The sequence below is a fragment of the Cupriavidus sp. 01L415 genome, assembly GCF_056400065.1.
In genome coordinates this window covers 54352-75887 of the sequence record NZ_JBFTSP010000024.1, presented here as the reverse complement: position 1 = coordinate 75887, position 21536 = coordinate 54352, and the positions used below count along the sequence as shown (strand labels likewise).

Here is a 21536-nt window from a genome sequence, read left to right as displayed (position 1 = left end):
CCGGAGACGGACCACACGGCCCGGTCGGGTTCCGCTGGCTGCGGGGATGCTCCCGCGCGCAACGTCGGTATCACGGTCTGGACAGACTGCGAGATTGTTCGTCAAGCACGCTGAGGTAGTCGCGTCCCGCGTGCAGTTGCTCGCGGATGCGTCGGCGCACCATGTCCTTTTCGCGCATCAGCTCCACGCTCGGCGCTTCCGGTGTCTGGCCGGAGTACTGGAGATACAGCGCCTTGTAGGTGAGCTGGCTCAGGATCCATTCCTGCAGCAGCTTGCGCTGGCGCGACAACTCGTCAGCCAGCAGCCGATGGCGTTGCAGGAGTCCTTCGACGGCATGGCGTGTGCGTGGCGACACATCGCGGTCTTCGGCAAGCAGTGCGGCGACATCCGTGATGGCGTAATCCTCGTGCCCCTCCTCGCGAAGCACGACGTCGGCCGTGGCGTCACTCGTGGAAGGCCGGGCGCGATGTATCGATCGGTTGGCGGATTCGCTGTTGGGCCCGATGTCGGTACGCCGGATTTCTCCTGCGGTCATGATCTGTTCCCCGTTGCACAACACCCCCGGCACTACACGTTCGCGATTACCACTTAGTCTGTTTTTGGATTGAGCTGTCTTGTATGGCACGCGTATGTCCGCGCGCTCGTTCTTTCGTGGTGGCGAAGCCGTCCTTGGTCTGACGGTCTTTTCGATTTCCGGGCCCCTCTTCGGGCGGGCCTTCTTGACTGCGGAAACTGCCGAAAGCGTGATGCCGGAAACAATCCGGCAACTCCTCTGATACCGGAGTCAATAAAGGGCGCTCTTGCGCGCCCTGGGTTGTTGCCACGCCTCTAGTTCAGTGCATTTGGACCGGTTTGTCCAGCCCGGAGTGATCGGTTTCAGCCTTATCTCATACTTTTGTATGAGACGCGAACGCCGCCCCACGCGCCATTCCCAAGGTTAATTAGCACTCACATAGCCCGCAGAATCGGGTACGCCGTGACGTCTGATGTCGTGCATCTTGCGCGCAGAAACGGGTACGCATCGGTCAAATACCGGCGCCCGATGGCGACGTTTTCATTGCTGCCGCGCGATCTCGAGCAATGAATGCCAAGAAGGGCGGTCCATGCCGCCCCTCTTGGATTTCCGACGATCGCAGGCGATCAATGCCCCGGCAAGTAATAGAACTTGAACAGGAAGACAGCGGCGATGATCCAGGCCATCACGGGCACATCCCTGGCGCGGCCGGTCAGGAGCTTCAGTCCGGCATAGGTAATGAACCCGAAGGCCACGCCGTTGGCGACCGAGTAGGTGAAAGGCATGCCGAGCGCGGTGAGCACGGCTGGCACGACCTCGGTCACGTCGGACCAGTCGATATCGATCAACTCGCGCAACATCAGGCACGAGACGTAGAGCAGCGCGGGTGCCGTCGCGTAGGCGGGGACCGTACCGGCCAGCGGCGCAATGAACAGGCAGGCGAGGAACAGAACCGCCACGGTCACCGCGGTCAGGCCGGTGCGCCCGCCCGCCTGGACGCCGGACGCGCTCTCGATATATGCCGTAGTGGACGATGTGCCGAGCAGCGAGCCGGCCATGATCGCCGTGCTATCCGCCATCAGCGCCTTGTTCAGGCGGTGCATCTTGCCGGCCTTGAGCAATCCGGCACGGTTGGCCACGCCCATCAACGTCCCGGTGGCATCGAACAGTTCCACGAGGAAGAACACCAGCACGACGTTGACGATGCCGATCGACAGGGCCGCGCTGACGTCAAGCTTGAGGAAGGTCGGGGCAATCGACGGCGGCGCGGAAAACACGCCGTGGAAGGTGTTGCCGCCAAACAGGAAGCTCAGGACGGTGGTCAGCAGGATGCCGATCAGGATGGCGCCCTTTACCTTGAGCCGGTCGAGCGCGACGATCGCGAAGAAGCCGATGATCGCCATGACGGCGGGCGGCTGGTGCAGGTCACCAATCGTCACCAGCGTCGCCGGGCTGGCCGCCACGATGCCTGCATTCTTGAGCGCAATGATGGCCAGGAACAGGCCAATGCCCGCGGTAATCGCCACGCGGATCGCGTGCGGGATGCCGTTGACGATCATCTCGCGCACGCGGAACAGGGTCACGAGCAGGAACAGGCAGCCAGAGATGAAGACGGCTCCAAGCGCGGCCTCCCACGGCAGTCCCATGCCCTTCACCACGGTATAGGCGAAGTACGCGTTCAGGCCCATGCCCGGCGCCAGCGCAATCGGATAGTTCGCATAGAACCCCATGATCAGCGTGCCGATGGCCGCCGCCACGCAGGTGGCGACGAATACCGCATCCTTCGGCACGCCCGCATCGCCCAGGATGCTCGGGTTGACGAAGATGATGTACGCCATGGTCAGGAATGTGGTGATCCCGGCCAGGATTTCCGTGCGAACGTTGGTGTCGTGCTCCGCGAGCCTGAACAGTCGCTCGACGAGACTCGGGGCCGCTTGCCCGAGCTGGTTGGACGGCGCGGGATCGCTGCCTGTCCCTGGGGCCTGGTCCGGCGTGGACATGTCTGATTCTCCTGATTGTCGCGGCGCTGGCAGGCTGGCGATGTGCGCAACGCCATGTGTGCTGCCTGGACAATATGCAAAAAGGCGAGATGATCCCACAGGCGTCTGCCGACCGGCCAGCGTCCGATGGGGATTCCCCCGCCTTGACGGAGCCCGGAAACCCCCGTATAAACGCAGGCTAGATTCAAGCGACGAGGCAACAGTTCATTCGTTAGCCACCGTCTTGGTACTTCGGTTGTCCATGGTGTCCTTTCCTTGAGTTGGCAGTGCGGTGGTGTGTGCACCATCGGTTTCTTTATTTATTCTTTTTTGGAAAGCAATACCATGCAAACCGGTATCGTAAAGTGGTTCAACGACGCCAAGGGCTTTGGCTTCATCAAGCCGGACGCCGGCGGTGACGACCTGTTCGCTCACTTCTCGGAAGTGCGCGCTGACGGCTTCAAGTCGCTGCAAGAAAACCAACGCGTGTCGTTCGAAGTGAAGAACGGCCCGAAGGGTCTGCAAGCGGCGAACATCACGCCGATGTAAGACCTGGCGATCCGGGCGTGCCGAAAGGCGCGTCTTCGCCACAAAACCCCGCCATCCCTGGCGGGGTTTTTTTTCGTCCCGACGCCGCTGAGACGATCGGGCGACGCCGCGCGCCACGCGCGATCAGGTGCACATCTGGCATCCTGACTGGCTAAGTCGGTGACGCAGAAACGGGTACGCTCGTCGCATAGACTAGCGCTCGCCCCGTACGGTGTGCGCATCCGCATGTCTCTGTCCAGGCACGCAGAAACGGGTACGTTTCTGGTGGCTCGGCCGCATCGAAGCGACTTTCCGCTGTCGACACAAGCGCCGTCTGTGGGGACTTCATCGCCCACCAAGGGGCAAATTGCCCGGGCGCGCGTCGCCAAGACGCAACATCAGGCGCCGCAGAAACGGGTACGCATCGCGCCACGCCACTCGGCTGCCGGCCGTCGCTGCAGCGCTCACAACGCGCCTGCGCTTGCCGCACCTTATCCCCAGTCCAAGTTTTCCCCGCAGAAACGGGTACACCTTAGTACCTCGGCGAGTGACTCCACGGTCCTTCGTTCGCCAAACGCAGAAACGGGTACGCAGCACGCCCCTCACCACGCACTTTTCCGCCGCAGAAATGGGTACGCAGCTGATCGTATACGTTCGTTGCGGCCTGCCGTGCTGCTGCGCGTATACCTAGTTGCGCGCAGAAACGGGTACGCACCCGGAAAGCGCATATTGCTTAGGTATACGTTGAAAGTAAGCGCTGGCATTTATGCAAAGGCAATGATAGAATGACATCGCGTTTTTCATTCTGGCCGAGGTGCGCTCAAATCCGCGCAGAAACGGGTACGCTGATCAGCATTGAGGCGGTCGGAACGGACGCAGAAATGGGTACGGTTTTCCGCGATGCGGCAGCAATCGCCTGCTTCGCAGAAACAGGTACGCCGCAGAATTGGGTACGCAACTGGGGTTCGAATAGGCCGAACTGGTGTAGCGCAGAAACAGGTACGCTTAAGCTTGGGAGCGCCGCAGAATTGGGTACGCAGGCTATCGACAAGCCCACGCGGGGACGCGAATTCGTACCTGTTTCTGCGGGGATAACCCAGGTCTGATGGGCGTATACGTGATCGATCGAGGCTTCCAGGTACATCGTGCGCAGAAACTGGTACGCTTTGCGGCGATGAGGCTGTGGAAAAGCCTGTGGAATCAGTCAGTTGTCCACGCAGAATCCGGTTCGCGGTTTGCGCTGAAACGGGTTCGCATTTCCGCAGATTCAGGTTCGGCGCTTCGCAGAAACGAGTACGAAAGCACGCAGAATCGGGTACAGACGGCCTCCTTTTCCCTTTTCAAATCAACGCCCTTCCCCTCCCGTATACGGTTTACGAGTAGTTAACCCGTATCGGTATCGTTTACTTGTAGCTGATGAGCCGCCAACCGTGGACAACCCTCGCGGGTTGCCCACCGCATGCCGGCCATCCTGCCAATCGCCGGATCCCCGGCCTTCAAACCAGAACGCCCGCAAGAAATGCGTATACGTACCTGTTTCTGCGTGACAACGTTTACGGGTTCGCGTACAAAGGCGGGTAATCCGAAGCCCGTCAATATGCCTATCAAACGCTCCCTGGCCACCGAGGGGGAACGCTCCGTCCTGGATATGGACAACGAGCCTTCCCGCATCATCGTTCCCGGCAACGAGAACGTCCTCGTCCCGTCCGAGAAATTCCAACGCCTGTTCGACGAAGCGCAGGCCATGGAACGCGAAGACGCGTGGCAGAGCGGCGAAGTCGGGTTCCTGAGTCGCGCCAGCGTCCAGGTGACGCTGCCATACCGCGCGCCCAAGGGCGCGCCGCCGGTATGGACGCGAACCAGCGGCAACATTTCGCTGATGATCCAGCCCGGGTATTTCACGCAGCAACGGTCCGAGCGGGCAACCAACGGGCGCCAGAAGCTCGTGTCCGAAACCGTCTCGCTTGGCTACCCTTACGGCTCCTATCCGCGCCTGATGCTTGCGTGGATCGGCAAGGAGATCATGGCCAAGAAGAAGCGGGGCGAGTTTACCGGGACCGTTGAGGACCGCCGTATCTCGCTGGGCAACTCGCTGTCCGAGTTCATGTACAACCTTGGCATCCCGATGGCGACGGGCGGCAAGCGCGGCACGATGACATTGGTGCGCCAGCAGATGATCCGCCTGTTCTCCGCCACGATCGCCATCGTGCAGAACAAGTCCACACCGGCGCCGAACCAGAATCCCAACCACGAGCCTCTGTCGATCGATCGCGTGGGCTATCTGCTCGCGGACCAGCTGTCCACCTGGTGGGACCCGATGCAACCTGGGCAGGGGTCCATGTTCGAGAGCTTCGTGGTTCTGTCCGAACCGTTCTTCAATGAGCTCGTTAATCGGCCGGTTCCTGTCGACATGCGTGCGCTGAAAGCGCTCAAGCAGTCACCGTTTGCGCTGGACGTTTACTCGTGGCTGACGTATCGCTTCTTCACGATCCAACGCCGGACCGAGATCCCTTGGGAGGCGTTGCAGATGCAGTTCGGGACTGAAACGGAAAGCGAACGCAAGTTCCGTGCGCTGTTCCGCAAGGCCCTGAAGGATGTGTTGGTGGTCTATCCGGGAGCCAAGGTCGATGCGGATTCCTCGAAGGCCCTGATCCTGCAGCCATCACGAACGAGTGTGCGCAAGCTGGCCTGAGACACCTCCCCGAGTACAACTGGCGGAGGCCAAAACGAAAAAGGCAAGCGAAACTCGCTTGCCTTTTCCTTTTGCCAGTGATGCGCCGGGGCACACCACTGACCGTTAGCAGTGAATCAGACTCAGGCCGGCTTGATAGCCGAAGCCTGCAGGCCCTTGGGGCCCTGCTTCACTTCAAACGTCACACGCTGACCATCCTTCAGGGTCTTGAAACCCGAGCCCTGAATCTCCGAGAAGTGGGCGAACAGATCTGCACCACCATCGTCGGGAGTAATGAAGCCGAAGCCCTTGGTCTCGTTAAACCACTTGACCGTACCGGTTGCCATAGGAATTTCCTTTCGAAGCAAGTTCTTTGTACACAACGCAAACAACCGTTCAAGCACGTTGAGTTCTCGTAGATACCGAACGGAAGCCGACGAGGTGACACGACTTGACTCGACTGTAGCGCGCATCATAACCAGTTTGTTCTGCTGTGTCATGTGCGGGGTAATGCGCACTACCTTTACTTTAGGCGGATTTACTGCCGCATTTCAAGAAGAAGAATCCCCAAGATTCAGGTATGAGGCTTTCCGGCGAATTTCGCAGTGTTTTCGCGCGGCGCATATATGGCACAGATATTTTTCCGCAATTAAAAATTTGAATTTTGAAAGACAGGTTGTAGCTCACTGGCAATTTGGCTAAAGTGGCGCCTGAAGTGAACTCGACACATGCGCTTTCAGCGCTGAAAGTGAGGCCGGAGTGCCAGCAAAAATCATCACCGTTTTCAACCAGAAGGGCGGCTGCGGAAAAACCACCGTCAGCATGCACCTGGCTGGCACGCTGGGCCTGCGCGGCGCCCGGTCGATGCTCGTCGACATGGATGAGCAGGGCACCGCTACCCGCTGGGCCGCACAGGCCAGCGATGAACGCCCTTTCCCGGCTTCCGTGATCGGCCTTGCGCCTTCCGGCGGGGCAATGCATCGCGAAGTCCGCAAATTTATCCACGACTACGACTACATCCTCGTCGACTGCCCGCCCGCCGTGCATTCGGCCGCGCCATCGAGCGCGCTGCTGATTTCGGACCTGGCGATCATTCCCGTCGTGCCTTCTCCGCCGGATCTTTGGGCCGCCGTTGCGGCGAAGACGCTCGCGCGGCACGCCCAGGTCCAGAATGAAACGCTGCAGATCCGCGTGATGGCCAATATGGTCCAGCGACGGGTTTCCATCGCGCGCCAGGCAATCGAGATCCTGGGCGACGACGGTGACGTCCCGCTGCTGAACGCCATGATCGGCTCCCGCTCCGCATTTCGCGAGTGCCAGGCGATCGGCTGCACCGTCCACGGAGTACCGGGCGCACGCGAGGCCGTGCAGGAGGTCGACATGATGGTCGACGAGATCCTGTCCCTGATTGAGTAATACGTATGGCAACGAAATTGAAAAGCCTCAAGGCCGGCATGCTGGCCGGGATGGCGGCAGAGAAGACCCGTAGCGACGCGATCGACCGGTTCGCGCGTGCGGAAGCCGCGATTTCCCAGCATCCCAACGGCCTGTTGCAGACCCCTCGTCCGGAGCGTCCGGCGCCCGTTTTCAGCGCTGAAAGTGTGGAGACAGCAGAGCCCGGTCGCACGCTGATCAAGGTGCCGCTGGCCCAGCTGCACGATAACCCGTTCAACGCGCGCCGCATCTACGACCCGGCTGTCGTGCAGGAACGTGCTGCATCGATCGCGACCCACGGGCAGAAGACGCCCGGCCTCGCCGCGCCGGACCCCATGCGGCCGGGGCACTACATCCTGATCGATGGTCACTATCGCAAACGCGCGCTCGCGTCGGCGGGCAAGCTCGAGATGGAATGCTTCATCGAGAGCGACCTCAGCGACTTGGATTTCTACCGGCTCTCATTCCTGCTGAACGAGCAGCGGTCCGACCAGTCAGCGCTGGACAATGCCATCGCATGGCGGCAGCTCCTCGATGAAGGAAAAGTTCAAAAGGAAGAAGAAATTTGCGAACTGACCGGCATGTCGGCCGGCACCGTGAACAAGACCCTCGCGCTGCTGAAGTTGCCGGAGTCGGTGCTCGCGGTGATGCGCGAGCGGCCCAGTGCGATTGGTATCGCGGCTGGGTATGAGCTGACGCTGTACTGCAAGATTGCCGGCGAGGATCGGACGCGCGACCTCGCCACGCGGATCATGATCGACGGTCTGTCGAGTCGTGAGGTGGAATCCATCCGCAAGCACGCCCAAGAGGGCAAGTCGCGCAAGGTGAAGGAAATCAGCCGTCAGTACAAGATCCGGACGGAAGCGGGCCAGTTGCTCGGCACGATCAAGGAATGGGATTCGGGGCGCGTGATGCTCGATGTCCAACTGACCGACCGCAACGCACGCGAGGATCTTCTGGAAGTACTCAAGTCCCGCTTCGGACTCGACAAGACGCTGATCTGAGGCGTGCCGTAGCCTGGGGCTAGCCGCAAGGTAGAGGGTTGCCCGAGGCCCTGGCTAGCCCGCAGCAAAAGGTTCGCCCTGAACGGTAGCGCGATCGCCGGAGAGGGCGGGCCGAAGCTCCCGCGGCGTCCGGGCAGGGAAGTGGGGATCGCAGGATTCCCGGTAGCGGGCCAGCACCGTGCTCAATAACGCATGCAGGCCGCGAACCGAATAGCCGGCATGCGGGGCGGTGGTTGCCTTCCGGCGCGCGTGTCCGGTCGGGGGCGGGGCAGGGGGGGCGAGCAGCGGGATGGCGCCGACATCCTCTCCCACTGGACCACCATTCCGGGCGACCGCCAGACCCCGGTCCTGCCAATGGCTATGCAGGGAACGGAGCAAAAGCGTACCCAATGCTGCGTCCGGAATTTCCAGGTTTTTCCATGTTGCCGACGCCAGTTCGGCCATGCCGAAGTTAGCTGCACGCATCAGCCGGACAGCGGCTTCGGCAGCACGATAGCGCATGCCGTCCACCGCGGAGCCCCGCTCCCGCAGCCAATCAATGAACGGGGCCACGGTCGCATCATCGAGCCTCGCGGCCGGGTTCGATTCGGCCAACAGGCTTCCTTCCACATCCGGCGCCAACGGCACTTTGACGTCGCCGGATTCGTCAAAGCGTACCCAGTTCTTCCGTGGCGACACCCCATTCCCCAACCCTTGCGCATCGATCCAACTGAACAAGGCGCCGAGCACCCGCAAGCTGTGCCGGCGGCTGGTTTCGCCCAGGGGCCCCGAGAACGGACGCCAGGCCGCGGACTCCCGCGAGGCGCGCGGACCGCACCATCCGTTGACGGGCGTGGGATTGGCCAGAAAATCCCAAAACGTACCTAAATCTTCGGCAGTGAGAGACAGCAATGGCTTGCCCTGGACGACGGCGGACCAGAGCAGCAGCCGCTCCGCTTCCTTCCGATAGGCCAGCCACGTTGGCGAGTTGTCCGCCGACACTGAAGATAACCACCGACGGACCCACACCACTCCCTCCTCATAAGTGCCTGTTATATCACTTTTGAGGGGGTCAGCAGAATCGGTCGATTCCACGCTCATCCGCTCCAGCGGCACCAGTTGGACCAATCTTGGGCCGAGCGCAGCGGGCGCCAGCGCTTTGAGGTTCCCGACATGCGCACCCAGGAGTGGGGCGCCGCCCTCATCCTTCACGTGTGGCCGGTTCTCAAAAAGCCACCCATTAATCACTTTGGCGGCAAGTGCCCCAATGCGCGGCACCGCTCGCCACCACCCTGTGCCCCGACGATTGGCCACCGCAACCAACCCGCGTAGCGTGCCGATATCCGCAGCCCGCAGCCGCCGGGCCAGCGCCGGCGCAAACCAGAGTTCCACCCCATGGTCCGCACGGGGGAGGGCCATCCCCAGTCGTTCCAGTTCCGCCAGTGCCTCCACTAGGCGATCCATGCCCCGATTGGAGCGCCCGGGGCCCAGCTCCAACAACTCCGCCAGATCCAGGCGTCCATGCAGGTGTGCCAACTGGACCATCCGGTCCCGGAGCCCCAGCAGCGTCCGGAGGGCAGATTCCGTTGCGCCATCGTCGTCATCCCCATCGTCCGACAAATATCGCGCCACCACCATCGCCGCCGGCATGCCCTGCACGTAGGCACGAACCGCCGCAAATTCGCTGCGAGTGAGGTTGACGAGGTGATTTCCGGTGAGCATATGGGCGAGGCGTGATCCAGCGCTAACTTATTGATTGATAAGGCACTTCGCCGGAGCCCGAATCGATCCGGGCCCAAATGTCTAGCAAAACGCAATGCCGATAATTCTAATCGAACATAAGGAGAAGTGGCGTACCGATTACCACATCCCATACGCCGAAAAGTCGGTTGTCATACTTGTGAGGGAATACCCGTTGCACTGCAGCATCACCTTGCATTCACTTCTCGACCTTCCTATGCTGAACAACAGAATTAGATTTAATTTGAATCAGAATTCAGAGGCATCTAACGCGTTACATACGCAAACGGGGCGGTCTGGCATCCTCCGAGGGAGGGCCGAACAGTAGCGAACCAGGACGGGGTCGCTGCGTGGCTCAGGAGGCGATACCAGATCGTATGGAAATGCAGCCGCGCCAAAAGCGGAGCGTTTCCAACTAGCGCGCCAGGGAATCCTTGCAACCTCCCGAAGCGCGCCAATAAGAAGTGAGCGGCCATGGCCACTATCCTCTTGCTCGAGCCACATCCTTTGCTGCGCCTCGGACTGCGCCACCTATTGGCCCAGGCACATGTTCCAGGTGATCTCGTCGATATCGACCCCGCTACCCTGCACGAACCCGATCCGTGGACGCGCCACGCCGATCTGATGATCTACGGCCTGCCCGCGGACGTCGAAGCCGGATGGCAAAGCCTCGCCGAACTCTGCCAGCGCATGCAGCCGCTACGGGTGCTGGTGCTGGCGGACCACACGCCGACGGCCCTACCGGAAGCGGGCCTGCCTGAAGTGGTACGCGGCCTGCTGGCGAAGACCTGCTCCGCGGATGCGCTCGAAGCGGCGATCCGCCTGGTGCTGGCCGGCGGGGAATGCTTCCCGTCGCAGCTGCCCGCCACGCGCTCGGCCGAGCCGGCGATGCCGCGCACAACCGCGCCCGCCTCCGCGACGCCCACGGAGGCCCGGCTTGCCGCACCCATCGTGGTGCCGCTGCACAGCGTGTCCACCGATGCGACGGCCAACGGCCCGCATGCGCATGCCTTGCCGCTGGAGACACCTTCGGCCGGCGCGCACCTCCTCAATATCACCGAGCGACAGTACGAGGTTCTCGCCCTGCTGGCGCGCGGCTATCCGATCAAGACGGTCAGCCGTCTGCTGAACATATCGGTGGCAACCGCCAAGACGCACGCGTGCACGTTGTATCAGCGCCTGCACGTGCGCAACAAGGGCGAGGCGGTATACGTGGCGCTCCAGCGTGGTGCGTCACTGAACTGGCCGGGCCCCACGGTGACCAAGCCGGCGTCGTCGCATGTTTCGATGACAACCGTCGCCCTCCATGCGAGGGAGTCCTGTGAGGCTGCCTGATCCGGGCGCCCCGCGGAATACGCCCCGGGTGGCAAACCATCCCGTTCCACCATCTGCCGGCCCTCCCTCATCCAAAAGCATGAGGCGGCGGCTGGCCGTGGTTGCTAACTTCTGAAGAAGGTCGGTGCGCGGCGCATCTTCGCCGAAATCAAACGCCACCACCGCCTGTTTGCCCTGTTGCTAGCCGCGTATCGCTAGTTGTATTGCTAGCCGCATTACCTGCCGTTGCCGACGCCTCAGGCGGAGGCCCTCCCGCGCATGCGCCTACCCGGCGCCGGCGCATCCCGATTCGACGCCCCGCCCCTGTGCGGGCGCGCCGCCGGTGCACAACGCCGTGCGGTGCCATGCGTACACAATGCCGATCTCTGTCGATGACGACCTACCTGATCGCCAGCAATGAAATGATGTGCCGCATTCTTGCGCGCCGTATGGAGGGGCTGGATATTCCAACCCCGGTTCGATGGCATGCACCCGAATGGCTGCTCGATGACGACCACGCTGCCGCCCGCGTGATCACGATCGACAATCCCGATGAGGCCGAGCCTGTGCCATACGGCCCGGTCGATATCGTGCTGGTCGATTGCAGCGGCGTGGAGGGCGACCCCCGCGTGCTGCTGGACCGCGTGCATGCCCGGCTGGCGCCTCGCCGCTGGCTGGTCCTGTCCGATGCGCTCGATTCAACGCTGATGGTCCATGCCGCCCGCCTCGGTGCCAGCGGCTGTCTGGCCGTGCCGGCGCCCGTGGAGCTGGTATGCGCAGCCGCGGCGCTGGTCTGGGCTGGCGGCCAGTGCTTCCCCCGCAAGGCGCTCAGCCTGCTGCGCGCCCATCATCCTCGTACCGCCGACCCGGCGCCCCCCCTCCCACCCTTGCGTACCCAACCCTTTCATCCCGACGGCTCTACTGCGATCGGATGAAGGCGCGGACGCGCCCCGCGGCCTATGCTTGAAATGCCCGCAATCAGAAGCTGGCGCCATTGCATGGCCGGCCGCTGCGGGACGCAGGGGGTCGTATGGAACACAGTCTGGACATCCTGGTCGTCCACGGTTTTGCCGTGCGCGAGGGCCGGGGCAAGTGGGCATGTTGCTATGAGATCCGGCTCGCCATCGTTGGCGGGCCGTTGTTGTATCGGGGCGAGCTACATGGGCGGCGCTTCGCCACCGAGGCCGCCGCCATCCTGGCCGCGCGCGAGATTGGCGAGCGCGAGGCCAGCCGTCACCTCGACACCGCCCGCGCGATGATCGTCGCCCAGGCGCGCATCGTCAGGCTGGGACCGACAGAATCCTGAGCGACTGGCACCACGTTCGATGGGCCGCCATGACCACCATGGCCGCCGGCCGCTTGCGGCCCGCATCGCATGACTCCCCCCGTTGTGGAAACCCAAAAAAGAAGCCCGCCGACCGGGGGACCATGCGGGCTTTGAAATGGCCGGTCCTTCAGGGCCGACCATCATGAACGAACATATCGAATCGCGACGCGACTCTCTATCAACCAGAAGACGCATGCCGGCCTTACGTCTCATCCCCGAAAAACAACGCGTGCGAGAGACACGGTGCGAGGCGCCGAAAGGTGCGGAGGGCAAACCGGGCACGCGACACGCGCGAGAACAGGCCCCGCAAGCCTCATGCTTCGGGATGGGTGGAGGTAGAAATGCGACGCGCAGTGCCATGGATGCGGCCCGGTGCCGGTGTTACGCTGCCGGTTCCGGCCACCCCGTCGAGCCCACCGGACCATCGTCGTGATTCCCCATTCCCCCGTTTTCCCATGAGCCGCTGGCAACTGATTTCCTTCTTCGGCGAATCGGCCTTCCTGCTGCCGTGCGCGGTCTTTCTCTATGGATGGCTGCGCTGGCGCGGCGCCTCGGACCCGGCGCGTCACTGGTTGCTGGCGTTTTCCGTCACGGCGCTGGTCGTACTGGCCTCCAAGCTGGCCTTCCTGGGATGGGGGATCGGCAGCGCGGCGATCAACTTCACCGGGTTTTCCGGGCACGCCATGATGGCGGCGTCCATCCTGCCCGTGCTGCTCTACCTGGCGACGCCGGCCGGGCACCCGCGGCTGGGATGGCTGGCCGCAGCCGCCGGCGTGCTCGTCGCGCTGGCGGTGGGCGCATCGCGCCTGATGCTGCACGCGCATTCCATGTCCGAAGTCCTGAGCGGACTCGCGCTCGGTTTTTGCGTCAGCCTGCCGTTCATCTCGCGCCGCGAGATGCCGCGCGGGCCGCTGACCATGCTGGTGGCGTCGCTCGTGCTCGCCACGATACTGGTGCTCCCCGTGAGCGGCCTGGCCGGCGTGACCCACCAGTGGGTGCAGGAGCTCGCCGTCTTTCTTTCCGGCCGTGACCGGCCCTTCCAGCGCGGCGAGTGGACCTCCATGCGGCCTCGCCATGCGTGCGATCGCGGCGCGCCCGGCTACGGCAGCCACCCCGCGCTTCCCTGCCGCGGATAGCACGCGCCACGGGGCGCCCGAATCTGTGTGCGCCCGCCAACAGACGCCCCGGGGGCCGTGCGCAACCATGACTCCACGATAGTTCCCGCAAGGGCTTTGGGGCGGTCATGGCATCAAACTGGAACGTTGCCGCCGAGCGGCATACTACGCTTCACTACCTCTACAGGCTCTGCGATGTGGCGCTGATCGCCGCGAGCGGCATCGCGATGGGCGCGCTCTATTTTCCAGGCGGCATTCGCGAGGCGGCACCGGTGCATGGTTTCCTCACCATGCTGTGCTCGCTCGGTGCCCTAGTGGTGTTCCCGGGTTTCGGCGTCTACGAGTCGTGGCGAGGCCGCAGCCAGGCCGCGCTGGCACTGCGCCTGCTGGCCGGATGGACCACGGTGTTCGTGATCGGCCTGCTGGCCGCGTTCCTGATGCACCAGATCGCCGCGGTGTCGCGGATCTGGTCCATGGGCTGGTTCTCCAGCGTCGGCCTGGCGCTGGTCGCAACGCGTGCCATCGCCTTCCGCATGCTGGCCAACGTGCGCCAGCAGGGCATCAACGCCAAGCGCGTGGTGATCTTCGGCTACGGGCCGCTTGGCCGCGAGATGTACACGCGCGTGCAGGAAATCCGTGCCGCAGGCTACCGGGTGGTTGGCATCTACGACGAGTCGTCCGACGTCATTCCCGCCGGCGTCGCAACGCTGCGCACGATGGATGAAGTCAACGCCTTCGTCCGGGGACACGGCGTGCGGGAAATCTGGCTGACGCTGCCGATGGCGGCCTGCCGCGATCTCTCCGACGTCGTGCGCCAGTTCCGCAACGAACTGATCGATATCCGCTGGGTTCCCGATGTGGCCGCCGTCGAGCTGCTGGGTCACCGCTTCAGCGATTTCTTGGGCTTGCCCGTCATCGACCTGAACAGCCCGCCGGTTTCGGGCATCACGGGTCTGCTCAAGGCCAGCTTCGACCGCGCCTTTGCGTTCGGCGTGCTGGTCGCGCTGAGCCCGGTGCTGCTCGTGATCGCCGCGATGGTCAAGCTGTCGTCGCCGGGTCCGGTGCTGTTCCGGCAGCAGCGGCTGGGTATCGATGGCCGTCCCTTCAATGTCTACAAGTTCCGGACCATGAAGGTGCACCAGGACACCGGTGTCACGCAGGCCGTGCGCGGCGACGCCCGCGTGACCCGCGTCGGCGCATTCCTGCGCCGCACCAGCCTGGATGAACTGCCGCAGTTCCTCAACGTGCTGCGCGGCGAGATGTCGGTGGTCGGCCCGCGCCCGCATGCCATGGAGCACAACGAGCTCTACAAGGAACTGATCGACCGCTACATGCTGCGTCACCGCGTCAAGCCCGGCATCACCGGCTGGGCGCAAATCAACGGTCTGCGCGGCCAGACCGACACCATCGAGAAGATGCGCAAGCGCATCGAGTTCGACATCTACTACATCCAGCACTGGTCGTTCCAGCTCGACCTTCGCATCATCCTGCGCACGGCAGTCCACGGTTGGACCGGCGCGGCGGCGTACTAGGACGACACAGCACCACGCAGATTGGTGCGACATCGCACCGAGGCACGCGCCGGAAACGCATGGAATAGAGCGCGCCAACGTGACTGGAGGTGACATGAAAGCAACCATTCGAAATATTCTGGGCGAAGTGGCGCGGCTCGATGTGCCGCTGGCTTCGCTGGCCGACCAGGATGACCTCTACGCTGCCGGCTTGTCGTCGCTGGCGACGGTCCACGTCATGCTCGCCCTGGAGAACGCGTTCGATATCGAGATCCCGGATCAGATGCTGACGCGACAGCTGTTCCGCAGCATCGATTCCCTGGCCGCTGCCGTCGAGGCCATCCGCGCGCAGCAGGAGGCGGCATGAGTCCCGCTGCCAGGGTCACGCTAGCGCATGCGAACCCCGACGCCGGTGCCGGCGCGGTCTCCGCCGAGGCGCTGACTATCGCGGCGCAGGCCGCGGCCGAGGTCGCCCGCCACCATGCGGACGCCGTCGACCACGACGCGCGGTTTCCCCACGAAGCCTTCGACGTCCTGCGCCAGCATCGCCTGCTGGGTGCGATGGTGCCCGTCACGATGGGTGGCGCCGGCGCTTCGCTCGCCACGGTCGCGGACATCTGCAAGGTATTGGGCGAGGCCTGCGCTTCCACGGGCATGATCTATGCGATGCATCAGATCCAGGTGGCCTGCCTGCTCGAGCACGGCGCGGGCAGCGCATGGCATGCCTCGCTGCTGGCGTGTGTGGCCACGGACCAGCTGCTGCTGGCGTCCGCCACGTCCGAGGAAGCCATCGGCGGCGCGCTGCGCAGCAGCGGCTGTGCGGTCAATGCCGAAGGCGACCGCTTCCACCTGCTAAAGATGGCCCCCACCATTTCCTATGGGGCGCATGCCGACGGCATCCTGATTACCGCGCGCCGGCATGCGGACGCCTCGCCATCGGACCAGGTGCTGGTCTGCGCGCTGAAGGGCGACTACACGCTGCAGAGCCTGAACGCGTGGGACACCCTTGGCATGCGCGGCACGTGCAGCAATGGCTTCCGGCTGGAAGCCACAGGCGATATGGCCCAGGTCCTCGCCGTGCCGTTCGGCGAGATCGCCGACAGCACGATGACGCCGGTCTCGCACATTCTCTGGAGCGCGCTCTGGCTCGGCATCGCCAGCGATGCCGTGGCGCGCGCCAAGGTCTTCTTCCAGAGTCAGGCGCGGGCGCGGCCGGGATCGCTGCCGCCGTCGGCACCGCGCGTGGCCGAAGCCGTCAGCATGTTGCAGATGATGGAAGGCCGCCTGGACCTGGCGCTCGCGCACCAGCGTCAGCGCCACCAGCATGCGGAGATGTCGGTGTCCGCCGCCTTCGCGCTGGCCGCCGAGATGAACGGTCTCAAGACGGCGCTCTCGACCATGGCGCTCGAAGCCGTGCAGCAGGCCATGCTGGTCTGCGGCATGGCGGGCTACAAGCACGGCACGCCGTTCAGCCTGGGCCGGCATCTCCGGGACCTGTGGTCGGCGCCGCTGATGATCAACAACGATCGCATTCAGACCAATACGGCCAACCTGCTGCTGGCCGACCGGTCCTGAAGGAGGCCTCATGGACGCACACGCTTTTCGCGGGGCCGAGGCGATCGGCGGCGCTGGCGGGCTGTTCGCCCGCGCACGGGCGCAGCCGACGTATCTCGATGCGCTGCTCGCGGCGGGTTTGCTGATCGAGAGCGGCGTGCCCGGCCTGTATGGCCGCAGCGCCGTGTTCGAAGCCATCGGCGATGGCCTGAACGCCGCCATCACGCGGCTGGGCGCCGACCAGGAGGCCGAGGTCCTGCGCTTTCCGCCCGCGATGGGCCTGGCGGACTTCGAGACCAGCGAATACCTGAAGAGCTTTCCGCAACTGGCCGGCACGGTGCACAGCTTCTGCGGCGACGAGCGGGCCCACCGCAGGCTGCTCGCCCGTCTGGAAGACCGGCAGGACTGGACCGACCAGCAGGCGCCCACAGGTGTCGTGCTGACGCCCGCCGCCTGCTATCCGATCTATCCCGTCATTGCCCGGCGCGGCCCGTTGCCGATGACGGGCAAGGTCGTGGATGTGCTGTCGTACTGCTACCGCCACGAGCCGTCGCTCGAGCCCACGCGCATGCAGCTGTTCCGCCAGCGCGAATACGTCTGCCTGGGGTCGCCGGCACGCATCCTGGCGTTCCGGCAGGTCTGGATGGAGCGCGGCCTGCAGTTGGCGACGGCCCTGCAGCTGCCGATGGAACTGGACGTGGCCAACGATCCGTTCTTCGGACGCGGCGGCAAGATCGTCGCCGACAGCCAGCGCGAGCAGAAGCTCAAGTTCGAACTGCTGATCCCGGTCAACGACGGCGAGCCGCCCACGGCCTGCATGAGTTTCAACTACCACATGGACCACTTCGGTGCGCTGTGGCGCATCGGCCTGGCGGACGGCGGCACGGCACATACCGGTTGCGTGGGCTTTGGCATCGAGCGGCTGGTGCTGGCCCTGTTGCGGCATCACGGGCTGGACCCCGCACGCTGGCCGCAGCCGGTCCGCGAGACGCTTGGAGGACTCTAAATGTACGGGGATGGCAAGGTGCGACTGCGTTCCGGCGCCCACGCTTTGCACGGCGGCAATCCGGTCTGGTCACACACCAACCGGCATATCGATCTTTGGGTCGAGCTGCTGCATGGATGGGAGCTCGAGCCTATCGCCGCGTTGCCGTTCACGGTGACTCAGGATTTTTCGGGCGATCAGTTCACGTCCTCCAACATCCCCGCCGGGGATATGGAGTGCCTGTACGGCATCGTCAGGGACGAGCTGTCGACGTATGACCGGCTCGAATCCCACGTCGCCGCGCAAACCAGTTGCGGCAACGTGGTGATCCTCGAGGTCGACAACTTCCAGCTGCCGCAGGCGGGCAAGGCCTACCGGCGCCAGCATGCGCGATCGAGCATTGCCATCGATGTGCTGGTGCCGGAGGCCACGGCGGTCGGGTACTACCATCACGACGGCTACCACACGGCCAGCGGCGAAGACTACGAGGCCATTTTCCGCATGCCGGGCGATGACGCCATCAGCCGCGGCGCCGCGTTCTTTCCGCAGGCGGAGGTGGTGCGCCGGCGCTTTACGGCGCAGGCGGACGCCGCGCTGGTGCGGGCATCGCTGGGGCTGCTGCGCGCCCACCTGGTGCGACGGCCGCGCGAAAACCCCATCTGCGCGTTCCGCACGGCCTTTCCGGATCACCTCGACCAGCTGATGGCGCGCGGCGAGCCCAATTTCCAGGCCTATGCCGCGAACGTGCTGCGCCAGCTCGGCGCCAACTTCGAATTGCTCGGGCGCTATGTACGCTGGCTGGTGACGCAGGGCCAGGTGCTGCCCGATACCGTGGCCGAAGCGTGCTACACCATGGCGTCGGAAGCCATGGTGATGCAGTTCCGGCTCATGCGGGCCGTGATCAGCCACAAGCCGGACCCCTGCCAGGATTGCCTGGACCAGCTGGAGGCGGCGTACAAGGACACAGTGCCCGCGCTTGCCGCTCATTTCGGGACGGACCAGCCATGACCGCACGCGATCCTGAACCGGCACTGCTGCCCGCGCTGCGGGCCGGCGTGGCGGTGGGCAATGCCCGCCTGGAAGGCAACTGGACCTGTCTCGAAACGTTTGCCGGCGCCGTGGCGCATCCCGGCGAACTGGCCGACAACGGCAACTGGCTGCCGGCCCCGGTACCCGGCACGGTGGCCAGCGCGCTGCGTGCCGCCGGACGCTGGGATGACACGGCCCCGCCGCCGCTGCATCAGCACGACTACTGGTACCGCCTGCGCTTTGCCGGCAGCGGGCGTCGGCTGCTGCGCTTCAACGGGCTGGCCACGCTGGCCGAAGTCTGGCTCAACGGCGTGATGGTGCTGACGACGCACCACATGTTCGCCGCGCATCAGGTGCTGGTCGACCTGGCTGGCGCGGAAAACACGCTCTATCTCTGCTTCCGCGCGTTGCATCCGTGGCTGCGCACGCAGCGCGGACCGGTGCGCTGGAAGCCGCGCATGATCGTGCCCCCCGCGCTGCGCGCGGTGCGCACCACGCTGCTCGGCCACATGCCGGGCTGGTGTCCGCCCGTGCATGCGGTCGGCCCATGGCGCGATATCGAATTGCTCGATCCGGAAGGCCCTGACATCACGCATGGCGTGCGCGCGGAGCTTGCCGGTCATCTCGATGGCCGCGACGGTGTGGTGTCGCTGCAATTGCACTTCCCGGGGCCGGCACCCGCGATTGGCGAGGTGTGCGCCGTGGGGCCCGATCATCGCGCATGGCACGGCGAGCTGCGCCGCGTGGATACCCACACGCTGGCCGGTGCGCTGCGCGTGCCCGATGCGCAGCGATGGTGGCCGCACACGCACGGCGATCCCGCGTTGTACCGCATTCAGGCCACCGTGATCGGCCATGCCATCGACTGCGGGCAAACGGGTTTCCGCACGATCACGGAAGACCGCGACGGCGAGCCCGGATCGTTCGCGCTGCGCGTCAACGGCGAACGCGTGTTCTGCCGCGGGGCCTGCGTTTCCAGCCATGATCTGCCGGGGCTCGCCGACAGCGACGAGGCCGTGGCGCAATGGCTGCAACTGGCACGCGATGCCGGCGCCAACATGGTCCGCGTCAGCGGCGTGACCTGCTATCCCGGCGAGGCCTTCTACCGCCAGTGCGATGCGCTCGGCCTAATGGTCTGGCAGGACTTCATGTTCGCCAACTTCGACTATGGCAGCGATACCAGCGCCAGCCCGGCACTGATGGATGACGCCGCGCGCGAAGTGGCGCAATGGCTGGCCTCCACGCGCGCGCACGCCAGCCTGGCCGTGCTGTGCGGCGGCAGCGAGTCCGAGCAGCAGGCCGCCATGATGGGCGCGCCGCGCAGCGCATGGCGCCAGCCGCTGTTCGATACCCTGATCCCGGGGCTGGTGGCCGAGCACCGGCCCGACGTGATCTACGTACGCAATTCCCCCAGCGAGGGCGCGTGGCCGTTCCAGCCCGATACCGGCGTCACGCACTACTACGGCGTGGGCGCTTATCAACGGCCGCTGGCCGATGCGCGGCTGGCCAACGTGCGCTTTGCCGCCGAATGCCTGGCGTTTGCCAACGTGCCATGCGCGCGCACGCTGGCCGAGGCAGGGCTGGCGCAGCCGCTGCACGATCCGCGCTGGAAGGCCCGGGTGCCACGCGATGCCGGCGCGGCGTGGGATTTCGAGGACATCCGCGATTTCTATCTGCGCGCGCTGTACGAGGTGGACCCGCCGCGCCTGCGCTACGAGCAGCCGGCCCGCTACCTGACGCTGTCGCGCGCGGTGGTGGCCGAGATCATGACCGAGGTCTTCACCGAATGGCGCCGCGCCGGGTCGACCTGCGCGGGCGGCCTCGTCTGGCAGCTGCAGGACCTGTTGCCGGGCGCTGGCTGGGGCATCGTCGACGCGAAGGCGCGTCCGAAATCCGCGTGGCATGCGTTGCGGCAGGTGTGGCAGCCGCTGCAGGTGCTGATGACGGACGAGGGCCTGAACGGCCTGCATGTCCACCTGATCAACGAAACCGGGCGCGCGCGCACCGTCGCGCTGACGCTGCGCTGCCTGCGTGACGGCGCGGCCGTGGCGGCGCAGGGGACGCTGACGCTCACGCTGGCCCCGCGCGAGGTGCGTCGCCTGGCGGCGGCGGACCTGCTCGAGCACTTCTTCGACTTTACCTACGCGTATCGCTTCGGCCCGCCCGCGCACGATGTGGTGCTGGCAACGCTGCACGATGCGGAGACCGCCACGGACGGCAGCACCGCGTTGCTGAGCCAGGCTGCCTATCTGCCCGACCGGCGCGCGGCCGCGCTGCACCCGCCAGGGTTGAGAGGCGCGGTGGAATGCGTGGAGGGTGAGTGGTGGCTGACTGTCAGCACGGAGCGCTTCGCGCGCTGGGTGCATATTGAGGATCATGCTTTCCGTCCCGCGCAGGACTGGTTCCACCTGGGGCCGGGAGAATCGCGCCGTATCCGCCTGATGCATGAGACGCCCGCGCCGGGCGCGGCGGGAGCCATCCCTTCGGGCGAGATCTCAGCCCTGAACGCCGACCGGCCCGTCCCCTACGACGCCTGAATCGATTGTCTCCACCTTCTCCGCCCGAGCCATGTGCCGGGCGGCTGGACGGGTGCCGGCGGGTCCTTCCGCGGCCCGCTTCCCAGCCGGTCTCCACCCCACGCTCTCCGCCGCTTATCTCCATCCAACCTACCAAAGCATGACCGCCGCACCAACCGTCTGCCTACTGACGGTTCCGACCCGTATGGCCCTTAATACAGTCAACAACGAGACAACGAACCGGGGCTGGCGCACCGGGGGTAAAACGGGTGGCAACCGCGAGGTTGCCGGAGATCGCCATCAGTCGACAACGGGTGGAGCGGCGAAATCGGGTCA

The 21536-nt window shown here is 64.7% G+C and carries 18 protein-coding genes; 14 read left to right on the top strand and 4 right to left on the bottom strand.

What is annotated here, in order from left to right:
* Positions 1 to 70: 70 nt before the first annotated feature.
* Both AC1DOX_RS24640 and AC1DOX_RS24635 read right to left on the bottom strand, forming a co-directional pair.
* On the bottom strand, positions 71 to 535 hold the full coding sequence (locus AC1DOX_RS24640; RefSeq protein ID WP_441622050.1) for a hypothetical protein: 465 nt from the start codon (positions 533 to 535) through the stop codon (positions 71 to 73).
* A 605-nt stretch (positions 536 to 1140) separates the two neighbouring features.
* Positions 1141 to 2514: an NCS2 family permease gene (locus tag AC1DOX_RS24635; RefSeq protein ID WP_441622048.1), complete on the bottom strand. Its 1374-nt coding sequence runs from the start codon at positions 2512 to 2514 to the stop codon at positions 1141 to 1143.
* A gap of 324 nt (positions 2515 to 2838) precedes the next feature.
* On the opposite strand from AC1DOX_RS24635, the gene AC1DOX_RS24630 reads away from it, so the two are divergent.
* Positions 2839 to 3042 carry a cold-shock protein gene (locus tag AC1DOX_RS24630; protein ID WP_092139416.1) on the top strand — a complete coding sequence of 68 codons (204 nt, stop codon included), beginning with the start codon at positions 2839 to 2841 and terminating at the stop codon, positions 3040 to 3042.
* A gap of 1576 nt (positions 3043 to 4618) precedes the next feature.
* A complete protein-coding gene (locus tag AC1DOX_RS24625; protein WP_441622065.1) occupies positions 4619 to 5713 on the top strand; it encodes a replication protein RepA in 1095 nt (364 codons plus the stop codon).
* A 122-nt stretch (positions 5714 to 5835) separates the two neighbouring features.
* Here AC1DOX_RS24625 and AC1DOX_RS24620 read toward each other — a convergent pair whose 3' ends face one another.
* Entirely contained in the window at positions 5836 to 6039 is a 204-nt protein-coding gene (locus tag AC1DOX_RS24620) for a cold-shock protein (RefSeq protein WP_006159056.1), read from the bottom strand.
* A gap of 412 nt (positions 6040 to 6451) precedes the next feature.
* Between AC1DOX_RS24620 and AC1DOX_RS24615 the strand changes: the two genes are divergently transcribed.
* Both AC1DOX_RS24615 and AC1DOX_RS24610 read left to right on the top strand, forming a co-directional pair.
* Entirely contained in the window at positions 6452 to 7108 is a 657-nt protein-coding gene (locus tag AC1DOX_RS24615) for an AAA family ATPase (RefSeq protein ID WP_092139412.1), read from the top strand.
* Positions 7109 to 7113: 5 nt separating this feature from the next.
* Positions 7114 to 8130, top strand: a complete 1017-nt coding sequence (locus AC1DOX_RS24610) for a ParB/RepB/Spo0J family partition protein (RefSeq protein ID WP_441622046.1) — start codon at positions 7114 to 7116, stop codon at positions 8128 to 8130.
* Positions 8131 to 8184: 54 nt separating this feature from the next.
* Here AC1DOX_RS24610 and AC1DOX_RS24605 read toward each other — a convergent pair whose 3' ends face one another.
* On the bottom strand, positions 8185 to 9831 hold the full coding sequence (locus AC1DOX_RS24605) for a phage integrase family protein (protein ID WP_441622044.1): 1647 nt from the start codon (positions 9829 to 9831) through the stop codon (positions 8185 to 8187).
* Positions 9832 to 10323: 492 nt separating this feature from the next.
* On the opposite strand from AC1DOX_RS24605, the gene AC1DOX_RS24600 reads away from it, so the two are divergent.
* The 10 genes from AC1DOX_RS24600 (at position 10324) to AC1DOX_RS24555 (ending at position 21221) form a co-directional block, all read left to right on the top strand.
* The gene (locus AC1DOX_RS24600; RefSeq protein WP_441622042.1) at positions 10324 to 11184 is read left to right on the top strand and encodes a helix-turn-helix transcriptional regulator; all 861 of its coding nucleotides are present in this window, start codon (positions 10324 to 10326) and stop codon (positions 11182 to 11184) included.
* 371 nt (positions 11185 to 11555) lie between these two features.
* Entirely contained in the window at positions 11556 to 12098 is a 543-nt protein-coding gene (locus AC1DOX_RS24595; protein WP_441622040.1) for a DNA-binding response regulator, read from the top strand.
* A gap of 95 nt (positions 12099 to 12193) precedes the next feature.
* Positions 12194 to 12469, top strand: coding sequence for a hypothetical protein (locus AC1DOX_RS24590; protein WP_092139404.1), 276 nt, complete (start codon positions 12194 to 12196; stop codon positions 12467 to 12469).
* Positions 12470 to 12945: 476 nt separating this feature from the next.
* Entirely contained in the window at positions 12946 to 13626 is a 681-nt protein-coding gene (locus tag AC1DOX_RS24585; protein WP_441622038.1) for a phosphatase PAP2 family protein, read from the top strand.
* Between the two features lie 107 nt (positions 13627 to 13733).
* Positions 13734 to 15137 (top strand): undecaprenyl-phosphate glucose phosphotransferase, encoded by a 1404-nt coding sequence (locus AC1DOX_RS24580; protein WP_441622036.1) that lies wholly within the window; start codon positions 13734 to 13736, stop codon positions 15135 to 15137.
* Between the two features lie 94 nt (positions 15138 to 15231).
* Positions 15232 to 15483 carry an acyl carrier protein gene (locus AC1DOX_RS24575; protein WP_092139398.1) on the top strand — a complete coding sequence of 84 codons (252 nt, stop codon included), beginning with the start codon at positions 15232 to 15234 and terminating at the stop codon, positions 15481 to 15483.
* Positions 15480 to 16691 (top strand): acyl-CoA dehydrogenase family protein, encoded by a 1212-nt coding sequence (locus AC1DOX_RS24570; protein WP_441622034.1) that lies wholly within the window; start codon positions 15480 to 15482, stop codon positions 16689 to 16691. The genes AC1DOX_RS24575 and AC1DOX_RS24570 overlap by 4 nt, the downstream gene beginning before the upstream one ends.
* 10 nt (positions 16692 to 16701) lie before the next feature.
* On the top strand, positions 16702 to 17676 hold the full coding sequence (locus AC1DOX_RS24565; RefSeq protein WP_441622032.1) for an amino acid--[acyl-carrier-protein] ligase: 975 nt from the start codon (positions 16702 to 16704) through the stop codon (positions 17674 to 17676).
* Positions 17677 to 18663 carry a DUF1839 family protein gene (locus AC1DOX_RS24560; RefSeq protein WP_441622030.1) on the top strand — a complete coding sequence of 329 codons (987 nt, stop codon included), beginning with the start codon at positions 17677 to 17679 and terminating at the stop codon, positions 18661 to 18663.
* The gene (locus tag AC1DOX_RS24555; protein ID WP_441622028.1) at positions 18660 to 21221 is read left to right on the top strand and encodes a glycosyl hydrolase 2 galactose-binding domain-containing protein; all 2562 of its coding nucleotides are present in this window, start codon (positions 18660 to 18662) and stop codon (positions 21219 to 21221) included. The genes AC1DOX_RS24560 and AC1DOX_RS24555 overlap by 4 nt, the downstream gene beginning before the upstream one ends.
* Positions 21222 to 21536: the final 315 nt, after the last annotated feature.